The 16852-nt window shown below is 70.9% G+C and carries 15 protein-coding genes and 1 pseudogene; 10 read left to right on the forward strand and 6 right to left on the reverse strand.

The annotated features are described in order from the left end of the window. Positions 1-5 precede the first annotated feature (5 nt). Positions 6-254: a mycoredoxin gene (locus tag ACGF3A_RS04435; protein WP_393725656.1), complete on the reverse strand. Its 249-nt coding sequence runs from the start codon at positions 252-254 to the stop codon at positions 6-8. 233 nt (positions 255-487) lie between these two features. Between ACGF3A_RS04435 and ACGF3A_RS04440 the strand changes: the two genes are divergently transcribed. The 4 genes from ACGF3A_RS04440 to ACGF3A_RS04455 all read left to right on the forward strand — a co-directional run bounded on the left by ACGF3A_RS04440 (position 488) and on the right by ACGF3A_RS04455 (position 3902). Beyond that, the gene (locus tag ACGF3A_RS04440) at positions 488-2614 is read left to right on the forward strand and encodes an ATP-dependent DNA helicase UvrD2 (protein ID WP_393727135.1); all 2127 of its coding nucleotides are present in this window, start codon (positions 488-490) and stop codon (positions 2612-2614) included. A gap of 160 nt (positions 2615-2774) precedes the next feature. Next, the gene (locus ACGF3A_RS04445; protein ID WP_393725658.1) at positions 2775-3050 is read left to right on the forward strand and encodes a hypothetical protein; all 276 of its coding nucleotides are present in this window, start codon (positions 2775-2777) and stop codon (positions 3048-3050) included. A 133-nt stretch (positions 3051-3183) separates the two neighbouring features. Beyond that, positions 3184-3552, forward strand: coding sequence for a WhiB family transcriptional regulator (locus ACGF3A_RS04450; protein ID WP_393725659.1), 369 nt, complete (start codon positions 3184-3186; stop codon positions 3550-3552). Then, positions 3549-3902 carry a hypothetical protein gene (locus ACGF3A_RS04455; RefSeq protein ID WP_393725661.1) on the forward strand — a complete coding sequence of 118 codons (354 nt, stop codon included), beginning with the start codon at positions 3549-3551 and terminating at the stop codon, positions 3900-3902. Before ACGF3A_RS04450 ends, ACGF3A_RS04455 begins: the two co-directional genes overlap by 4 nt. A 223-nt stretch (positions 3903-4125) precedes the next feature. On the opposite strand, the gene ACGF3A_RS04460 is transcribed toward ACGF3A_RS04455, so the two are convergent. Together ACGF3A_RS04460 and ACGF3A_RS04465 are read right to left on the reverse strand one after the other, a co-directional pair. Then, positions 4126-5511: an ABC1 kinase family protein gene (locus ACGF3A_RS04460; protein WP_393725662.1), complete on the reverse strand. Its 1386-nt coding sequence runs from the start codon at positions 5509-5511 to the stop codon at positions 4126-4128. Positions 5512-5564: 53 nt separating this feature from the next. Continuing rightward, positions 5565-6656, reverse strand: a complete 1092-nt coding sequence (locus ACGF3A_RS04465) for a ThiF family adenylyltransferase (protein ID WP_393727137.1) — start codon at positions 6654-6656, stop codon at positions 5565-5567. A 234-nt stretch (positions 6657-6890) separates the two neighbouring features. On the opposite strand from ACGF3A_RS04465, the pseudogene ACGF3A_RS04470 reads away from it, so the two are divergent. Beyond that, positions 6891-7424, forward strand: a pseudogene (locus ACGF3A_RS04470) (M48 family metallopeptidase); the annotation flags it as partial. Positions 7425-7662: 238 nt separating this feature from the next. On the opposite strand, the gene ACGF3A_RS04475 reads toward ACGF3A_RS04470, so the two are convergent. Continuing rightward, positions 7663-8217 (reverse strand): NUDIX hydrolase, encoded by a 555-nt coding sequence (locus ACGF3A_RS04475; RefSeq protein WP_393725664.1) that lies wholly within the window; start codon positions 8215-8217, stop codon positions 7663-7665. Further along, complete coding sequence (locus tag ACGF3A_RS04480) at positions 8214-9743, reverse strand: zinc-dependent metalloprotease (protein ID WP_393725666.1); 1530 nt, start codon at positions 9741-9743, stop codon at positions 8214-8216. The genes ACGF3A_RS04475 and ACGF3A_RS04480 overlap by 4 nt, the downstream gene beginning before the upstream one ends. 159 nt (positions 9744-9902) lie before the next feature. Here ACGF3A_RS04480 and ACGF3A_RS04485 point away from each other — a divergent pair, with 159 nt between their 5' ends. From ACGF3A_RS04485 to ACGF3A_RS04500, 4 genes are all read left to right on the forward strand, one after another. Beyond that, entirely contained in the window at positions 9903-11003 is a 1101-nt protein-coding gene (locus ACGF3A_RS04485) for an SDR family oxidoreductase (RefSeq protein ID WP_393725668.1), read from the forward strand. 52 nt (positions 11004-11055) lie between these two features. Further along, the gene (locus tag ACGF3A_RS04490; RefSeq protein WP_393725670.1) at positions 11056-11532 is read left to right on the forward strand and encodes a molybdenum cofactor biosynthesis protein MoaE; all 477 of its coding nucleotides are present in this window, start codon (positions 11056-11058) and stop codon (positions 11530-11532) included. 189 nt (positions 11533-11721) lie between these two features. Beyond that, complete coding sequence (locus tag ACGF3A_RS04495; RefSeq protein WP_393725672.1) at positions 11722-11991, forward strand: hypothetical protein; 270 nt, start codon at positions 11722-11724, stop codon at positions 11989-11991. A 25-nt stretch (positions 11992-12016) separates the two neighbouring features. Next, positions 12017-13117 carry a PDZ domain-containing protein gene (locus ACGF3A_RS04500; protein WP_393725674.1) on the forward strand — a complete coding sequence of 367 codons (1101 nt, stop codon included), beginning with the start codon at positions 12017-12019 and terminating at the stop codon, positions 13115-13117. Positions 13118-13159: 42 nt separating this feature from the next. Here ACGF3A_RS04500 and ACGF3A_RS04505 read toward each other — a convergent pair whose 3' ends face one another. After that, the gene (locus ACGF3A_RS04505; RefSeq protein WP_393725675.1) at positions 13160-13738 is read right to left on the reverse strand and encodes a PPA1309 family protein; all 579 of its coding nucleotides are present in this window, start codon (positions 13736-13738) and stop codon (positions 13160-13162) included. Between the two features lie 142 nt (positions 13739-13880). Between ACGF3A_RS04505 and ACGF3A_RS04510 the strand changes: the two genes are divergently transcribed. Continuing rightward, on the forward strand, positions 13881-16808 hold the full coding sequence (locus ACGF3A_RS04510) for a UPF0182 family protein (protein ID WP_393725677.1): 2928 nt from the start codon (positions 13881-13883) through the stop codon (positions 16806-16808). Positions 16809-16852: the final 44 nt, after the last annotated feature.

The raw sequence follows: 16852 nt of genomic DNA on the forward strand, positions 1-16852 counted from the left end.
CTGGGTTACGCGCTGACGCCGACCTTCTCCTTGACCTGCGCCAGGGAGGGGTTGGTCAGCGTGGAGCCGTCCTCGAAGAGGACGGTGGGGACAGTCTGGTTGCCACCGTTCGCCTTCTCCACGAAGTCCGCCGACTCGGGGTCGTGCTCGATGTTGATCTCCGTGTACGCGATGCCCTCGCGGTCCATCTGGCCCTTCAGGCGGCGGCAGTAGCCGCACCACGTGGTGCTGTACATCGTCACAGTGCCCGCCATCTGTCTCCTGCTCCTTCATGCTCGGTGAGTGCTCCAGGAGAACGCGCGTCAGCGGCGCACCATTCCCGCCACGCGCCGACCGGTCCTCCCCGGCCCCAGGGGCATTGATACGACTATCCCGGACCGGCTGTGGACAACGTACTCGGCCGTCCCGGGCGAACTGGCAGCATGGCGGGGTGACAGCAGCAACGGACTCCACTCTCTTCCCCCGGGTTCCCGACTCGGCCGACGCCGTGCTCGAAGGCCTCGACCCCGAGCAGCGCGAGGTGGCGACCGCCCTGCACGGACCGGTGTGCGTGCTGGCGGGCGCGGGCACCGGCAAGACGAGAGCGATCACGCACCGGATTGCCTACGGGGTCCGGGCGGGCATCCTCCCGCCCGCGAGTGTGCTGGCCGTCACGTTCACCAACCGCGCCGCGGGGGAGATGCGCGGCAGGCTCCGCCAGCTCGGCGCCACGGGCGTCCAGGCCAGGACGTTCCACTCCGCGGCGCTGCGCCAGCTCCAGTTCTTCTGGCCCCGCGTGGTCGGCGGCGAGCTGCCCCAGCTCCTGGAGCGGAAGGTCCAGGTCGTCGCCGAGGCCGCGGCGCGCTGCCGCGTCCGCCTCGACAGGAACGAGCTGCGGGACGTCACCGGCGAGATCGAGTGGGCCAAGGTCACCCAGACCGTGCCCGAGGACTATCCGGCCGCCGTGGCGAAGTCCTCCCGCGACGCCCCCCGCGACCCCGCCGAGATCAGCAGGATCTACGGGCTGTACGAGCAGATGAAGCGCGAGCGCTCGGTGATCGACTTCGAGGACGTGCTGCTGCTGACCGTCGGCGTGCTCCAGGACCGCCCCGACATCGCCGACACGGTCCGCGGGCAGTACCAGCACTTCGTCGTCGACGAGTACCAGGACGTCAGCCCCCTCCAGCAGCGCCTGCTGGAGCTGTGGCTCGGCGACCGCGAGAGCCTCTGCGTGGTGGGCGACGCCAGCCAGACGATCTATTCGTTCACCGGGGCCACCCCCGACCATCTGCTCAACTTCCGCACCCGCCACCCCGAGGCCACCGTCGTCAAGCTCGTGCGGGACTACCGCTCGACGCCCCAGGTCGTCCACCTGGCGAACGGGCTGCTGTCCCAGGCCCGCGGCCGCGCCGCCGAGCACCGCCTGGAGCTCGTCTCCCAGCGCGACCCGGGCCCCGAACCGGCCTATGCGGAGTATGCCGACGAGCCCGCCGAGGCCGAGGGCACCGCCCGCCGCATCCGCGAGCTGATCGACTCGGGCGTCTCCGCCGGAGAGATCGCCGTGCTCTACCGCATCAACGCCCAGTCGGAGGTGTACGAGCAGGCCCTCGCCGACGCCGGGGTGCCCTACCAGCTGCGCGGCGCCGAGCGCTTCTTCGAGCGTCCCGAGGTCCGCGAGGCCGGGGTGGCCCTGCGCGGCGCGGCCCGCGCCGGGGGGAACGACTCGCTGCTCGACGACGCCGTGGACCTGCCCTCCCAGGTCCGTGCCGTCCTCGCGACCAAGGGCTGGACCCCGGAGCCCCCGGCGGGCTCGGGGGCCGTCCGCGACCGCTGGGAGTCCCTCGCCGCGCTGGTCCGCCTCGCGGGCGACTTCGCCGCCGCACGCGGCGAGGCGACCCTGCGGGACCTCGTCGCCGAGCTGGACGAGCGGGCCAACGCCCAGCACGCCCCCACCGTCGAGGGCGTCACCCTCGCCTCCCTCCACTCGGCGAAGGGCCTGGAGTGGGACGCCGTCTTCCTCGTCGGCCTCACCGAGGGTGTGATGCCTATCACCTACGCGAAGACGGACGAGCAGATCGAGGAGGAGCGCCGCCTGCTCTACGTCGGCGTCACCCGCGCCCGGCGCACCCTCACGCTCTCCTGGGCCCTCGCCCGCTCGCCGGGCGGCCGCGCGGGCCGCCGTCCGAGCCGTTTCCTGGACGGGCTGAGGCCCGGCTCCGCGGGTGCGGCGGCCCGGGCGCGGGGCGGTGGCGGCGGCATCGACCGCGGTCCCGCCAGGCCGCGTGCGCGCAGGCCCAGGGGCCCCGCGCGGTGCAGGGTCTGCGGCCGCACGATGACCGATCCGGGCGAGCTGAAGCTGATGCGCTGCGAGGACTGCCCCTCGGACCTGGACGAGGCGCTGTTCGAGCGGCTCCGCGACTGGCGCGCAGAGCAGGCCAAGCAGCTCGGGCAGCCTCCGTACTGCGTCTTCACCGACAAGACCCTGCTCGCCATCGCGGAGAACGTGCCGGGGGACGACGCGGCGCTGGCCCGCATCTCCGGCGTGGGAAGCCGCAAACTGGAGCGTTTCGGGGCAGATGTCCTCGCCTTGTGCGCGGGGGAGGAGCTCGGTCGCGAAGCTGTGACAGAGACCTGAGAAAAATAGTTTGCGCCCGCCGTCCGGAGCCTCATAGCCTTCCGGAACATGGAGAGGGCGGGCCTTTTCGCTTCACCCACTTCCATGCTGTACTAAGTTCTGAACATCCCAGGACCGGCCCCGGCCGGTCCCCTGAGACGCCGAGAGGAGGCGGAGACCAGTGAGCGCAATCATCACGAAGATCAAAATGACCGATCACTCGGTCATTTCCGCCTGCCTGCCCGGCGCCAGCCTCCGTGGCACCGGTGTGTCCGGCGCCAACCTCGGCGGCAATGAGCGACCGATCAAGGCACTCGCGGTAGCAGCAGCGCGGGCACAGGTCTCCACCTATGCCTTTGCCTCCGCGGCCACGGGTGCCGGCGAAGGACGCCAGAAGACGCAGCGCCACACGATGTGGGCCTTCCGTGGGCTCGAACCCTGGAGAGATCCAGCCTGATCGGCGAGATCAGGTCGGCACCTTCCAGGGCCGCGGAACCCACACCGGGATCCGCGGCCCTTCTGTTTGCCCCGACCGGCCACCAGCCGGACCGACAAGACAACAGACACCGACAGACGAGGAAGAACCGACAGTGCACTCCGAGACGCACACCCAGACGCTGCGCCCCGCGCCTTCTCTGCCGCCCGATGCCACCACGGAGGACTCCTTGACCGCCCCGCTCACCACCCTCACCCAGCTCGACGACGCCATCGAGCGCCTCGGCGTCGACGTTCCCTGCCGTTCGTACGACCCGGAGGTCTTCTTCGCGGAGTCCCCGGCCGACGTCGAGTACGCGAAGTCCCTCTGCCAGACCTGCCCCCTGCGCGAGGCCTGCCTCGCCGGGGCGAAGGACCGTCGTGAGCCCTGGGGTGTCTGGGGCGGCGAGCTCTTTGTTCAGGGCGTGGTCGTACCGCGCAAGCGGCCGCGTGGCCGTCCCCGCAAGAACCCGGTGTCGGCATGAGCCCGCACCCGCAAGGGACGGCCGCCCGCCCGGCGGCCGGAACGATCGACAACCCGTCGGCGCGCGACCCATGGACGCGCCACCTTCCGAAGCAGGTCCAGACGATGACACCCACACTCGACACTTCCGCACACGCGGCATCCGACGCGACGACCATGCGTCAGAACAGGAACCGAGACATGCAACTCTTGCCAGAAACCCTGGCGCGAGCCCATCTGCAGCAACGGCTGCACGAGGCCGAGTCCGAACGGAAGGCGCTGCGCGTGGCGGCCGCCCGCCGTCTCCAGCGCCGCGCCGAGCGGGCCACCCTGCGCGCCCGCCGCGCGCTCGCCATGGCCGTGATGCAGTGACCGACCGCGGCAACAGCCGACAGTGACTGCTCGTGGTGACTGCCAGCAGTGACTGCCGGCGAGGATGGCCGACAGCGACTGGTCCGAGGGGCCGGGGCCCACAGCCCCGGCCCCTCGCCGTTTCCGGTATCGGACCGCTCCTCGCGGCAGGGCCGTTGCCCGTGCTCGGCCCGTCTCCTGCGCTCGGCCCGTCTCCGGTGTCAGGGCCGGTTGCGCTCCGGCGTCAGGCCGAATGCTCCTGCGGGGGCTCGATCTCTTCCGACGTCAGCTCCGCCTCGTCGAGGGCGAAGCCCGGGAGCCAGGTCTCCAGCTCCTCCCGCATCCGCACCGAGGCCCCGAGCTGGCAGAGAACCCCGAATGTGCTCAACGTCACCCGGTGGATCAGCAGATACGCGGGCGGCAGATTGAGCTGCTTGCCGAGCTGGTGGGCGGGGGAGCGGGGGTCGGCTATCCGCGCCGCCTGCTTGCGCATCCACTCCCGGCTGAAGGCGAACTCCTCGACATCGGCGGGCTCGATGATCGGAAGCAGATACTCCCGGACGCTCTCCGGCTCCAGATCGATGGACTCCTTGACGAAACCCTCCTCGCACAGCAGCTCATAGACGGAGTCCGCCTCACCGTCGAGCGTCATCCTCAGGGCCCTGCCGATGATCGGCGGCAGCCCGTCGGGCAGCCGGTCCACCGTGCCGAAGTCCATGACGCCCAGGCGCCAGCACTCCGGGTCCTCGTGCCCGTCCGTGACCAGGCGGAAATTGCCCGGGTGGGGATCGGCGTGGAGCAGGCCCGTGCGCACCGTGCCGGAGAAGAGGAAGCGGGTCAGCAGCTGCCCCGCCCTGTCGCGCTCCTCCTGGGTGCCCTCCGCTATGACCTCGGCCAGCGGCGTGCCGTCCATCCACTCCGTGACCAGCACCTCGTCGGCCTGGTGCACCACGTCGGGGACGAGGACGTCGGGGCTGCCCTCATACCTCTCCGCGTAGGTCCGCTGGGCCTGCGCCTCCAGGGCATAGTCCAGCTCCTCGGTGACGCGGTCGTGCATCTCGGCGATGAGGGGCTTGATGTCCATGCCGGGGATCAGCGGGCCCAGCAGGCGGGCGAACCTGCTCAGCTGGGCCAGGTCGGAGATCAGGGCCTCGCCCGCGCCCGGATACTGCACCTTGACCGCGACGTCCCGCCCGTCGTGCCAGACCGCGCGGTGGACCTGGCCGATGGAGGCGGCCGCCGCGGGCCGGTCGTCGAACTCCTCGAACAGGTCCCGCCACTCCGGGCCGAGCCGCTCGGCCAGCACCGCGTGCACCGTGCGCACCGGGAGCGGGGGCGCGGCCTCCTGGAGCTTGGTCAGGGTGGCCCGGTAGGGACCGGCCATCTCGTCGGGCAGCGCGGACTCGAAGACGGAGAGCGCCTGCCCGAACTTCATCGCGCCCCCCTTCAGCTCGCCGAGCACCTTGAAGAGCTGCTCCGCCGTGCGCTGTTGGAGCTCATGGCCCACCAGGTCCGCCGAATAGCCGCCCAGGCGCTTCCCCAGCCCCCATGCGGAACGGCCCGCGAAGCCGAGCGGCAGTGCGGCCAGCTTGGCCGTGCGCGTAACCGCCTTGCGGGGAAGATCAGTCATGCGTCCCTCCAACTCCCAGACAGCTCAACCGGCGACAGCACCGAAGACGGGGGCTACTCGGTCATTGTGGCGTGTGCTCGATGATTCGCGGAGGGCGCGGGTGCCTCGCTCACCGAAGCGGCACCGCACGGGCACTCCGGATGCGGGGTGAACTGCTCCGTCCCCGGCATCAGATGGGGCAGCGAGAACCGCAGCCGGTACCCCGCGGCGCAGCTGCCGTCCCCGTCGAGAAAGCTCAGCGCGTACGACGCGGTGGCCCCCGCGACCATCGTCGCCAGCGCGAGGTCGCAGGCCGGGACGCCCGACCTCCGCCTGCTCGCCGTGCGCCACTGGCCCACCAGCAGCGGCCAGCTCGGCTCGCGCTCCGCCCGGCCCCGCAACGCGCAGCCCGCACACGGCGTCGACCCCGGCAGCACCAGCGGGCCCACCACGCCCGTGCCCTCGACCACTCCGCCGTACAGATGCGGGGTCCCCGCCTGGACGAAGTGCTCGGACGCCTCCAGGTCGGGGGCATAGGCGTCCAGCCCGTCGCGCGGGGCGATCACGGTCAGGGCCACCTCTCCGTCCGCCCTGCCCCGCCAGGCGCGGGCCCGGTGGACCACGCCCCTCGCCGCGGTCTCGCGCCGCTTGCCCCTGCACTCCGCCGGGATGCCGCCCGGCGCGGTGTCCCACGGGGCGACCTCGCCCCCGTCCGTGACATCGACCTGGCCCACTCCCGCCGCCGAGAGCGTGGCGGCGACCATCGCGCCCACCCGTCCGGCGCCCCGCACCCGCACCCGGGTCGCGCGCCGCGCGGTGAGCCTGCGCAGGCCGCCGCCCGGCTCGCGGTGCACGGCGGCGAGCGAGGCCAGATCGGGCCGCAGCCGGTCGCCGACGCTCGCTGCCGCCGCCCGGTCCGCCGTGGCGTCGTCGAGCACGCCCGCCTGCGCGAGCCGTCGCGTGAGTCTCTCCGGGATCTCCGGCCCCAGGCCCAGCCTGCTCGCCTCCCCGCGGAGCTGGTCGAGGCTGCGCGTGCCGTCCATCAGCTCCATGAAGGCGGCCGTGGTGTCGCTCATCGGGCCGAGGACCACCGCGTGCGCGGGCGTCACCCCGTACTGCACCGTCTGCCTGTCGCGCCAGCCGCGCCGCAGCGCGGGCTTGATCATCGGATGCACGTCTTCCCCCTGCCCCTGTGCCACTCGGTCCTGTGCCCGTCCCGTGCCCCTCCCGGGCATCGATCGGGATCACTGCCGACAGCTTCCGGCAATCCGTCCGGCCCTCGCCGTGAGTTATCCACAGGGTGGGGAATTAGTCATACAAGCCGTGCCCTCCGGTGGTGATTCCCCGGCGAACGAGCCGGGGGCGGGACTTCCCCGGTCGGCAACGGGTAACGTCGGGGCGTGCCTGCCGACCCGCTGAACAGCACCAGCCAGAGCGCGGTCGAGGTGCGCCGCAGTGCGCGCCGCCGGCGGACGGTGTCCGCCTATCGCGAGGGCGACCGCACCATCGTGCTGATCCCGGCGCGGATGTCGGCGGACGAAGAGGCCCGCTGGGTGAACGTGATGCTGAACAAGCTCGCGGCCCAGGAGAGCAGGCGCATGCTGGGCGACCGCGAGCTCGCGGAGCGGGCCGCGCACCTGTCCGAGCAGTATCTCGGCGGCCGTGCCCGCCCGGCGTCCGTCCGCTGGGTCACCAACCAGAACACCCGCTGGGGGTCCTGCACCCCCGCCGAGGGCAGCATCCGCCTGTCCCACCGACTCCAGGGCATGCCCGAGTACGTCGTGGACTACGTGCTCCTGCACGAGCTGGCGCATCTGCTCGTCCCGGGCCACGGCCCGCGCTTCTGGCGGCTCCTGGACGTCTACCCCCGTACCGAACGGGCGCGGGGCTTCCTGGAGGGCGTCGTGGCGGCCGAACGGCTGCCGCATCTGCCCGTCAGGAGCGGCGGTCCCGACGAGGGGAACGGCTCCGGCGCGAACGGCGCCACCGGTCCGCACGACGGCCCCGGCGCGGCCGACTTCCCGGGCGCCGCCGACTTCCCCGGTACGGCCGACTGCCCCGACGCCGGAGACTGCTCCGGCGAGGACGAGACCGGGGCCGAGGACGGTGCCGAGGAGGCCGAGGACGGGACCGACGGCGGGAGCGGGAACTCCTTCGCGGGGCCGCGCCGCGTCAGCGGTGCCGGTCCAGCAGTTCCCAGGTCCGGCGAGTGAGGCGGACGACCGACTCGTCGGCGACCTCGCCCACCGCGTCGTGGCCGACCCAGCGAAGGTCCAGGGACTCGTCGCTGATCGTCTCCGTCGCACCCTCGGGAGCCAGCGCCGCGTACTGGACGTCCAGGTGCCAGGCGCACGGCGTGCGGTGACGGTCCAGCCGTACGGGACCGCCCGGCAGGAGGCGCAGGCCCGTGATGCCGGACTCCTCGGTCGCCTCGCGCAGCGCCGCGTCCGCGAGGGTCGCGTCGCCCGGCTCGCAGTGCCCGCCCATCTGGAGCCACATGCCGAGCTTCCGGTGCAGCGTCAGCAGCACCTTTCCGCGTGACGGGTCGATGACCAGGGCGCTCGCGGTGACGTGTCCGTCCGCGCACGCCTTCCACATGCCGTCCGGGTGCGTGGCGAGATGGTCGAGGTAGTCCAGCCGGAGCCGGTCCTGATCGGTGTCGTGGGCCTGCCACTCCTTCAGGACCAGCGCCGCGTCCTCATGAAGGCTCGTTCCGGCTGGACTCACTTCTTCTCGTCGCCCTCGCCGTCCTGGCCCTTGTCCGCGTCCGTCCTGTTCTCCGTGCCCTTCTCGAACTTCGGGCCCTGCTCAGAGCCGGAGCCGGAGCCGGAGCCCGAGCCGGAACCCGGGCCGGAGCCGGAATCCGTGCCCCCCGCCGCCGCGTCGCCCAGCATCTTGTCCAGCTCGGAGAAGTCCAGCTGCTCGCCGCCGTGCACGAAGCCGTCCGGGTCGTCCAGGTCGGCGGCGGTCGGCAGCATGTCCGGGTGGGCCCACAGGCCGTCGCGGCCCTCGGCGCCGCGCGCGTCCGCCAGGGACGCCCACAGCCGGGCGGCGTCCCGCAGCCTGCGCGGACGCAGCTCCAGGCCGATCAGCGTCGCGAAGGTCTGCTCCGCGGGGCCGCCCGTCGCGCGGCGCCGCCGGAGGGTCTCACGCAGGGCCGAGGCGGACGGCAGGTGCGGCTCGGCGGCGGCGTGGACCACCGCGTCGACCCAGCCCTCGACCAGGGCGAGGGCGGTCTCCAGCCGGGCCAGTGCCGCCTTCTGCTCCGGGGTGTCCTCGGGCTGGAACATGCCCTGCTGGAGCGCTTCCTGGAGCTCCTCCGGGTGCTGCGGGTCGAGCTGGCCGACGACGTCCTCCAGCTTGGAGGTGTCGACCTTGATCCCGCGCGCGTAGCCCTCGACCGCGCCGAAGAGGTGCGAGCGCAGCCACGGCACGTGCGCGAACAGCCGCTGGTGGGCCGCCTCGCGCAGCGCCAGGTAGAGCCGGACCTCCTCCAGGGGCACGCCCAGGCCCTTGCCGAACTGCTCCATGTTGTTCGGCAGCAGGGCCGCCTTGCCGGACGGGCCCAGGGGCAGTCCGATGTCCGTCGAACCGACGACCTCGCCCGCGAGCACGCCCAGGGCCTGCCCGATCTGGGTGCCGAACATGGCGCCGCCCATGGAGCGCATCATCCCGAGCAGCGGGCCCGCCATGGCCTGCATCTCCTCGGGCAGCACGCCGCCCATGGCCGCGCCGACCCGCTCGGCGACGGGGTCGACCAGGTCCTTCCAGACCGGCAGCGTCTCCTCGATCCACTCCGCGCGGCTCCACGCCACCGCGGCGGCGGAGCCGGAGGGCAGCGAGGTCACGCCGTCCAGCCACAGGTCGGCCAGGCGCACGGCCTCCTCGACGGCGGCCCGCTCCTGGGGGCCGACCGACGCGTCCTTGGAGCCGTCCTGCGCCCCGGCGGCGACCGTCTGGCGGGCGATGTCCTTGGCCATGTCCCAGTTCACCGGGCCGCCCTCGTAAGAGAGCATCTGGCCCAGCTTCTGGAAGGCGGCTCCCAGGTCGCTCGGGTCGAAGCCGCCCTGGCCGCCGCCGAGCGAGCCGAACATCGCCGCCAGCGGGTTGTCACCGGCGCCGCCGGAGCCGGAGCCCGGCAGTCCGCCGAACCCGAAGGGGTCGGGCTGGCCACCGCCCTGCTTCTTCTTGCCCTCGTCCCCGTCCTCGGGCTCCTCGGGAGGTACGCCGAATCCGAATGGGGTGTCACTCACGGGTTTCCTCGGCTCTGTCTCGTGGACGGTCGGGTGGAGATTCTGAACGATCTGGCTGTCCTGGATGCGATCTGGTGGGCTCTGCCTCCAGCCTAGACACCTGTCAGGCAGGATGGAGCCTGCGCACCTCGTACCAGAAACAACCACTGGAGACGCCCGGTGAGTTCCTCCGAGACCCACGTTCGCGCAGCGCGAACCCCAACCGTCGCCGTCACTGGCGCTGCCTCGGGGGTCGGCGCGCTGCTCACGGAGCGGCTCGCGGCCTCGGACGAGATCAAGCAGGTCATCGCGCTGGACGAGCGCAGGGGAGACGTCAGCGAGGCCCAGTGGCACACGCTGGACGTGCGGGACCCCGCCATCGCCGACCGGCTGCGCGGCGAGGGCGACCCGGTGGACGTCGTCGTCCATCTCGCCCTCGACCTCGATCTGGGCACCGATCCGGCCGCCCGTACCGCCTACAACGTGCGCGGCACCCAGACCGTGCTCACCGCCGCCGCGGCGGCCGGGGTGCGCCGCGTGGTCCTGTGCACCTCCGCGATGGTCTACGGGGCGCTCCAGGACAACGACGTGCCCCTCTCCGAGGACGCCGAGCTGCGCGCGACGGCCGACGCGACCGGTGTCGGCGACCTGCTGGAGATCGAGCGGCTCGCCCGCCGCGCGCCCCGCGCCCACCCCGGGCTGAACGTCACCGTCGTCCGCCCCGCCGTCCTCGTCGGCGCCGGTACGGACACCGCGCTGACCCGGCACTTCGAGTCGCCGCGCCTCCTGGTCGTCGCGGACTCGCGCCCCTGCTGGCAGTTCTGCCACGTCGACGACCTGGTCAGCGCCCTGGAGTACGCGGCGCTGGAGAAGGCCGAGGGCGACCTGGCCGTGGGGTGCGACGGATGGCTGGAGCAGGAGGAGGTCGAGGAGCTGACGGGCATCCGGCGCATGGAGCTGCCGTCCAGCGTCGCCCTGGGTGCCGCCTCCCGGCTGCACCGGCTGGGGCTGACGCCCTCTCCGGCGGGCGATCTGGCGTACACGATGTATCCCTGGGTCGTCAGCGGCAGCAAGCTGCACGACGCGGGCTGGCGTCCTCAGTGGACCAACGAGGAGGTCCTCGCGGCGCTCCTGGAAGAGGTCGCCGGGCGCCGTACGGTCGCGGGGCGCCGTCTGGGGCGCACCGAGGCGGCCACGGCCGCGGGTGCCGCCGGTGCGACCGTGGCGCTGCTGGGCACGGCCGCGCTCGTCCGCAGGGCGCGCAAGCGGCGCGGTCTGTGAGCGGGCCGGTGAAAGGTTCCGGTTTGCGGTCCCGTACGGCAGCATGACCGGCATGGCACAGACGTACGACGCAGCCGGGCGCCCCGACCATCCCGGGGAGAAGGGCGCCGAGGACCCGGTCAGGCTGCTGGAGATCCGCGAGACGCCCCTGTCGGTCGACGAGGTCTTCGCGGCCGTGGGCGACCACGCGGCGGGCGGCACCGCGCTCTTCGTCGGGACGGTCCGCGACCACGACGGGGGCGCCGACGTCGCCCGTCTGGGCTACTCCTCGCACCCCTCCGCCGAGGCCGAGCTGCGCCGCGTCGCGGAGAAGGTCGTCGCCGACCATCCGGTGCGCGCCCTCGCCGCCGTCCACCGGGTCGGCGACCTGGAGGTGGGCGACCTGGCCGTCGTGGTGGCCGTCTCCTGCCCGCACCGCGCGGAGGCGTTCGCGGCCTGCCGCAGGCTCATCGACGACCTGAAGCACGAGGTCCCCATCTGGAAGCACCAGACCTTCGGGGACGGGACCGAGGAGTGGGTCGGCGTCTGACGGACGCCGGGAGAACGCCCTTACCGGAACCGCTACGGGTGCGACTCAACTGGCCAGTGTGGTCCGGGGGATTCCGGTTGCGTAACCCGGCCCCGGGTCGGACCGTTGTGTCTCCGACGGTTAATCTGCTCATCGGCCGGATTTCGGGCTCAACGGCCGGGGGCACACACGAGGGGTCGGGAGGTCTCGATGGCGGCTCTCACCTGGCTGCTGATTCCGGTTGCCGCGGCTCTCGTCGCGAGCGTCTGGGGAAGCTGGGCCAACCGCCGCCGCACGACCACCCCTGACGCCGCCGGGGTCGCGGGCTACGAGCGGTTCCGTGCGGCCATGGAGCGCTCCAGCGCCGACACGGGCGCGCGTGAGACCGCCGGTACGGACGTCCACGAGACCGGTACGGACGTGCGTGAGCGGGTCGGTGCGCACTACGCCCCGGACGGACCGGCCCGGGCGGCCGACTGACGGACCGGTCCCGTACTGTCGTGCCATGCCACGCCGCACCGCGACCATGCTCGCCTCCACCCTGATGCTCATAGCGCTGCTCTGCGCCGGTGTGCTCATCAAGGTGCCGTACGCGGAGATGTCCCCCGGCCCGACGGTGAACACGCTGGGCACGCACGACGGTGAGCCGGTGCTCGACATCGGCAAGGGCCCTCAGCAGTACAAGACCTCGGGCCACCTCAACATGACGACCGTCCGTGTCACCGGCGCCGACTACCGGATGAACCTGATCGAGGCCGCCTGGGGCTGGATGCGGCACGACAGCCTGGTCGTCCCCCACGGGACGCTCTATCCGGACGACAAGTCGGCCAAGGAGGTCGACCAGGAGAACGCGGAGGAGTTCAGCGCCTCTCAGGAGAGCGCCAAGGTCGCGGCGCTCCGCGAGCTCGACGTCCCCTTCAGGTCGTACACGATCGTCGGCTCCGTCGAGAAGGGCAGCCCGGCGCAGGGCAAGCTGCACGCGGGCGACGTCGTCACCGCCGTGGACGGCAAGAAGGTCGAGAAGGACCCGACGCGGGTCGGCGATCTGGTCACCAAGCGCGAGCCGGGCGAGAAGGTCACCTTCACGGTCATCCCGGCCGCCAAGGCGGCGAAGGCCAAGGAGGCGCGGAAGAAGTTCTCCCCCGCCGACCAGCGCGACGTCACGGTGACGACCAGGAAGGCTCCGGAGGACGGCAGGGCCATCGTCGGCATCCAGCCCGTGGCCGGACACACCTTCCCGTTCAAGATCGACATCAAGCTGGCCGACGTCGGCGGCCCCAGCGCGGGGCTGATGTTCGCGCTCGGCATCGTCGACAAGCTCACCAAGGCCGACCTCACGGGCGGCAAGTTCGTCGCGGGCACCGGCACGATCGACGACAAGGGCAAGGTCGGCGAGATCGGCGGCATCCAGATGAAGACCGTCGCCGCGCGTGCCCAGGGCGCGGAGTTCTTCCTCACGCCCAAGGGCAACTGCCCGACGGCGGCCAAGGACAAGCCCGACGGACTGACCCTGGTGAAGACGGCCACCATGGACGACGCCATGGACGCGCTGCAGAAGATAAGGACCGGGCACACGGACACGCTTCCGACCTGCAAGGCGGACTGACGCGCCGGATCGACGCGCCGGGCACCCGGCCCTTCGGACCGTCTATCCCTCGAACGTCGCCGCCAGCGCGTCGGCGAGGCCCGGCACCAGTTCGGAACCGGTCAGTACCTCTGTCGCGGCGTCCTTCTCGCGCAGCCGTACGGCCGACTCCCGCGCCCCGTCGCGCAGCACCGCCACGGTCATACGGACCTCCTGGCGCTCCGGGTGCTCGGCGACCCATGCGGCGAGCCCCTCCTCGTCCAAGCCCTCGGGGACGGCCGACTCGGCGGACGGGGGCAGCATCAGGCGCTCCACGGTCATCGCGCAGCCCGTTACGGCGTCGGGCCATCCGATGGTCGCCAGGAACTCGTCCAGGGGCACGCCGGCGGGCAGCTCCTCCTGCTCCACAGGGGTGAGGGAGGCCGCGGCTGCGCCGTTCTCCCCCTTCTCTTCCTTCTCGTCCAGACCGAGCTGACCCGCGAGTGCGGGCTCCTGGACGCGCAGCTTGGCGGTGTCGACCAGGGCGAAGAGACGCGCGGGCTGGTCCCAGCCCAGGCCGGAGGCGTACTCGTCGATTTCGAGCACCGCGCGGGTCAGTGGACTGGAGGCGAGCGGTGTGCCGTCATTGGGGAGGTTGTTCATGCGCATATCGTGCCGCCTCCGACCCCGGAAACGGGAACTGAGTAAAGCTTGAGTAAGTTGCTTAAGTGGGCCCTACGATGCGGGGTCCCGCCGAACCAGCTTCACCTGCTTGTCAGAGTTACATCCACTGCGAATCTTCGAGGTGCGCACCTTGGCTTTCCAGATGCCGGATCGGGGCTCAGGAGGCCCCTCCGGACCACGTATCAGAGTGGGCCGGCCTTCCCGGCGTGCGCGGACGCTGCTGATGACAGCGGGCGTGCTGGCCGTTCTGGCGATGCTCTTTGTCATGTTCGCCGGGTTCTGGACCGACTGGCTGTGGTATCGCTCGGTCGACTACAGCTCGGTCTTCACCAAGACCCTGTGGACCAAGATCGGTCTGTTTGCCGTGTTCGGGCTGCTGATGGCCGCGGCCGTCGGGTTCAACATCTGGCTGGCACACCGGCTGCGTCCGCCGCTCAGCGCGATGTCGCTGGAGCAGCAGAGCCTCGACCGGTATCGCATGGGTCTCGCCCCGTACAAGAAGTGGGTGCTGCTCGGCATCACCGCGCTCGTCGGGCTGATCTCCGGAGCCTCCGCGGCAGGCCAGTGGCGCACCTGGCTGATGTGGGTGAACGGGGTCTCGTTCGGCACCAAGGACCCGCAGTTCCACAAGGACGTCTCGTTCTACGCGTTCGACCTGCCCTTCTACCGCTTCCTGCTGAGCTTCGGCTTCGCCGCCGCGGTGCTGTCGCTGATCGCCGCGGCTCTCGTGCACTACCTGTACGGCGGGCTGCGCATCACCACCCCGGGCGCCCGCGCGACCGGGCAGGCGACGGGCCACCTGTCGGTGCTGCTGGGCGTCTTCGTCGCGCTCAAGGCCGTCGCGTACTGGCTGGACAGGTACGGGCTGGCGGTGAAGTCCGGCGACTTCAAGGCGACGGACAACTGGACGGGCCTGAAATACGTCGACGCGAACGCGTACCTGCCCGCGAAGACGATCCTCTTCATCATCGCGATCATCTGCGCGCTGCTCTTCTTCGCGACCATCTGGCGCCGCACCTGGCAGCTCCCGGTCATCGGCTTCGGCCTGATGGTGCTCTCGGCGATCCTCATCGGCGGGCTCTACCCGGCGATCGTCCAGAAGTTCCAGGTCCAGCCGAACGAGCAGGCCAAGGAAGCGCCGTACATCAAGAAGAACATCGAGGCGACGCGCAAGGCGTACGACATCGATGACTCGAGCGTGCGTGACTACTCGGGCACCAGCAAGGCGAGCAACGAGAAGCTGCGCGACGCCGCCGACACCACCGCGAGCATGCGTCTGCTGGACCCGAACGTCGTCTCGCCGACGTTCCAGCAGAAGCAGCAGGTGCGTGGGTACTACCAGTTCCCCGCGACGCTCGACGTGGACCGTTACAAGAAGAACGGCAAGGACCAGGACACCGTCGTGGGCCTCCGGGAGATCAACACCAACGGCATCCCGGAGAAGAACTGGATCAACGAGCACTTCAAGTACACCCACGGCTACGGCATGGTCGCGGCCAAGGGCACGACCGTCGACAAGGACGGCGCTCCCGCCTTCACGGAGAAGGACCTGCCGCCCAAGGGCGACAAGGGTGAGTACGAGGGCCGGGTCTACTACGGCGAGAAGACGACCCAGTACTCCATCGTCGGTGGTCCCCAGAAGGAGCTGGACTACGCGGACGACGAGGGCGAGAAGACGTACACGTACAAGGGCAAGAGCGGGGTCAACCTCTCCAACCCGATAAACCGTGCCGCCTACGCCGTGAACTTCAACGAGCCGCAGATCCTCTACTCCGGGGCGATCGGTGAGGGCTCGCGGATCCTCTACAACCGCACGCCCAAGGAGCGCGTCGAATCGGTGGCCCCCTGGCTGACGATCGACGGCGACCCGTACCCGGCGGTGGTCAACGGACGCATCAAGTGGATCGTCGACGCCTACACGACCACGAACGGGTACCCGTACTCGTCGCGGACGACCCTGGGCGACACCACGGCGGACTCGCTGACCGACGGGCAGCGCGCGGTCGTGGCGCAGCAGAACCGGGTCAACTACATCCGCAACTCGGTCAAGGCGACCGTGGACGCCTACTCCGGCGACGTCGACATGTACCAGTGGGACACCAAGGACCCGGTGCTGAAGACGTGGATGAAGGCCTTCCCGGACACGGTGAAGCCGAAGAGCGCGATCAGCGACGACCTGATGGACCACCTGCGGTACCCGCAGGACCTGTTCAAGGTGCAGCGCGACCTGCTCCAGACGTACCACGTGACGTCGCCGTCCCAGTTCTACAGCGGTTCGGAGCGCTGGCAGATCCCGGACGACCCGACGCACAAGGGCAACGCGGTCCCGCCGTACTACCTGAGCATGAAGATGCCGGATCAGCAGAAGCAGCAGTTCTCGCTGACGACGACCTTCAACCCGAACAAACGCGAGACGCTGGGCGCCTTCATGGCCACCGACGCCGACGCGAGAAGCAAGGACTACGGCAAGATCAGAATCCTGAGACTGCCACCGAACACCACGGTCTCGGGTCCACAGCAGGTGCAGAGCAAGTTCAACTCGGACACGGACATCGCGGAGAAGATCAACCTTCTGAAACGCGGTGACTCCGAGGTCGAGTACGGCAACCTGCTGACCGTTCCGCTGGAGGGCGGACTGCTCTACGTCGAACCGGTCTACGTCCGCGGTGCCGGGACCAACTACCCCCGTATGCGCAAGGTCCTGGTCACCTACGGCGAACAGATCGCCTTCGAGGACACCCTCGACAAGGCGTTGGACAAGGTCTTCGACACCGAGGGCAGAACCGACGAGGGCGATGACGACACAGGACCGGGCGGCGGAGACCAGGACCAGCCACCCTCCGGTGAGGTCCAGGAGGCCCTGAAGGACGCCCAGGACTCCTACGACGCGGGCCAGAAGGCCCTGGAGAAGGGCGACTGGGAAGAGTACGGCAAGCAGCAGAAGCAGCTTGAGGACGCCCTGAAGGACGCCGCCAAGGCGGAGGAGAAGGACGCCGCCGCGGGCAAGGGCGGCGGCAAGGGAGACAAGGGAGGGGACCCGAAGAACTAGTCCCCCTGGGCGGTCCCGCCGGGAGATCATCCTGGCGGGGCCCG

It is taken from the genome of Streptomyces sp. NPDC048172, assembly GCF_043202595.1.
Taxonomy (GTDB): Bacteria; Actinomycetota; Actinomycetes; order Streptomycetales; family Streptomycetaceae; genus Streptomyces.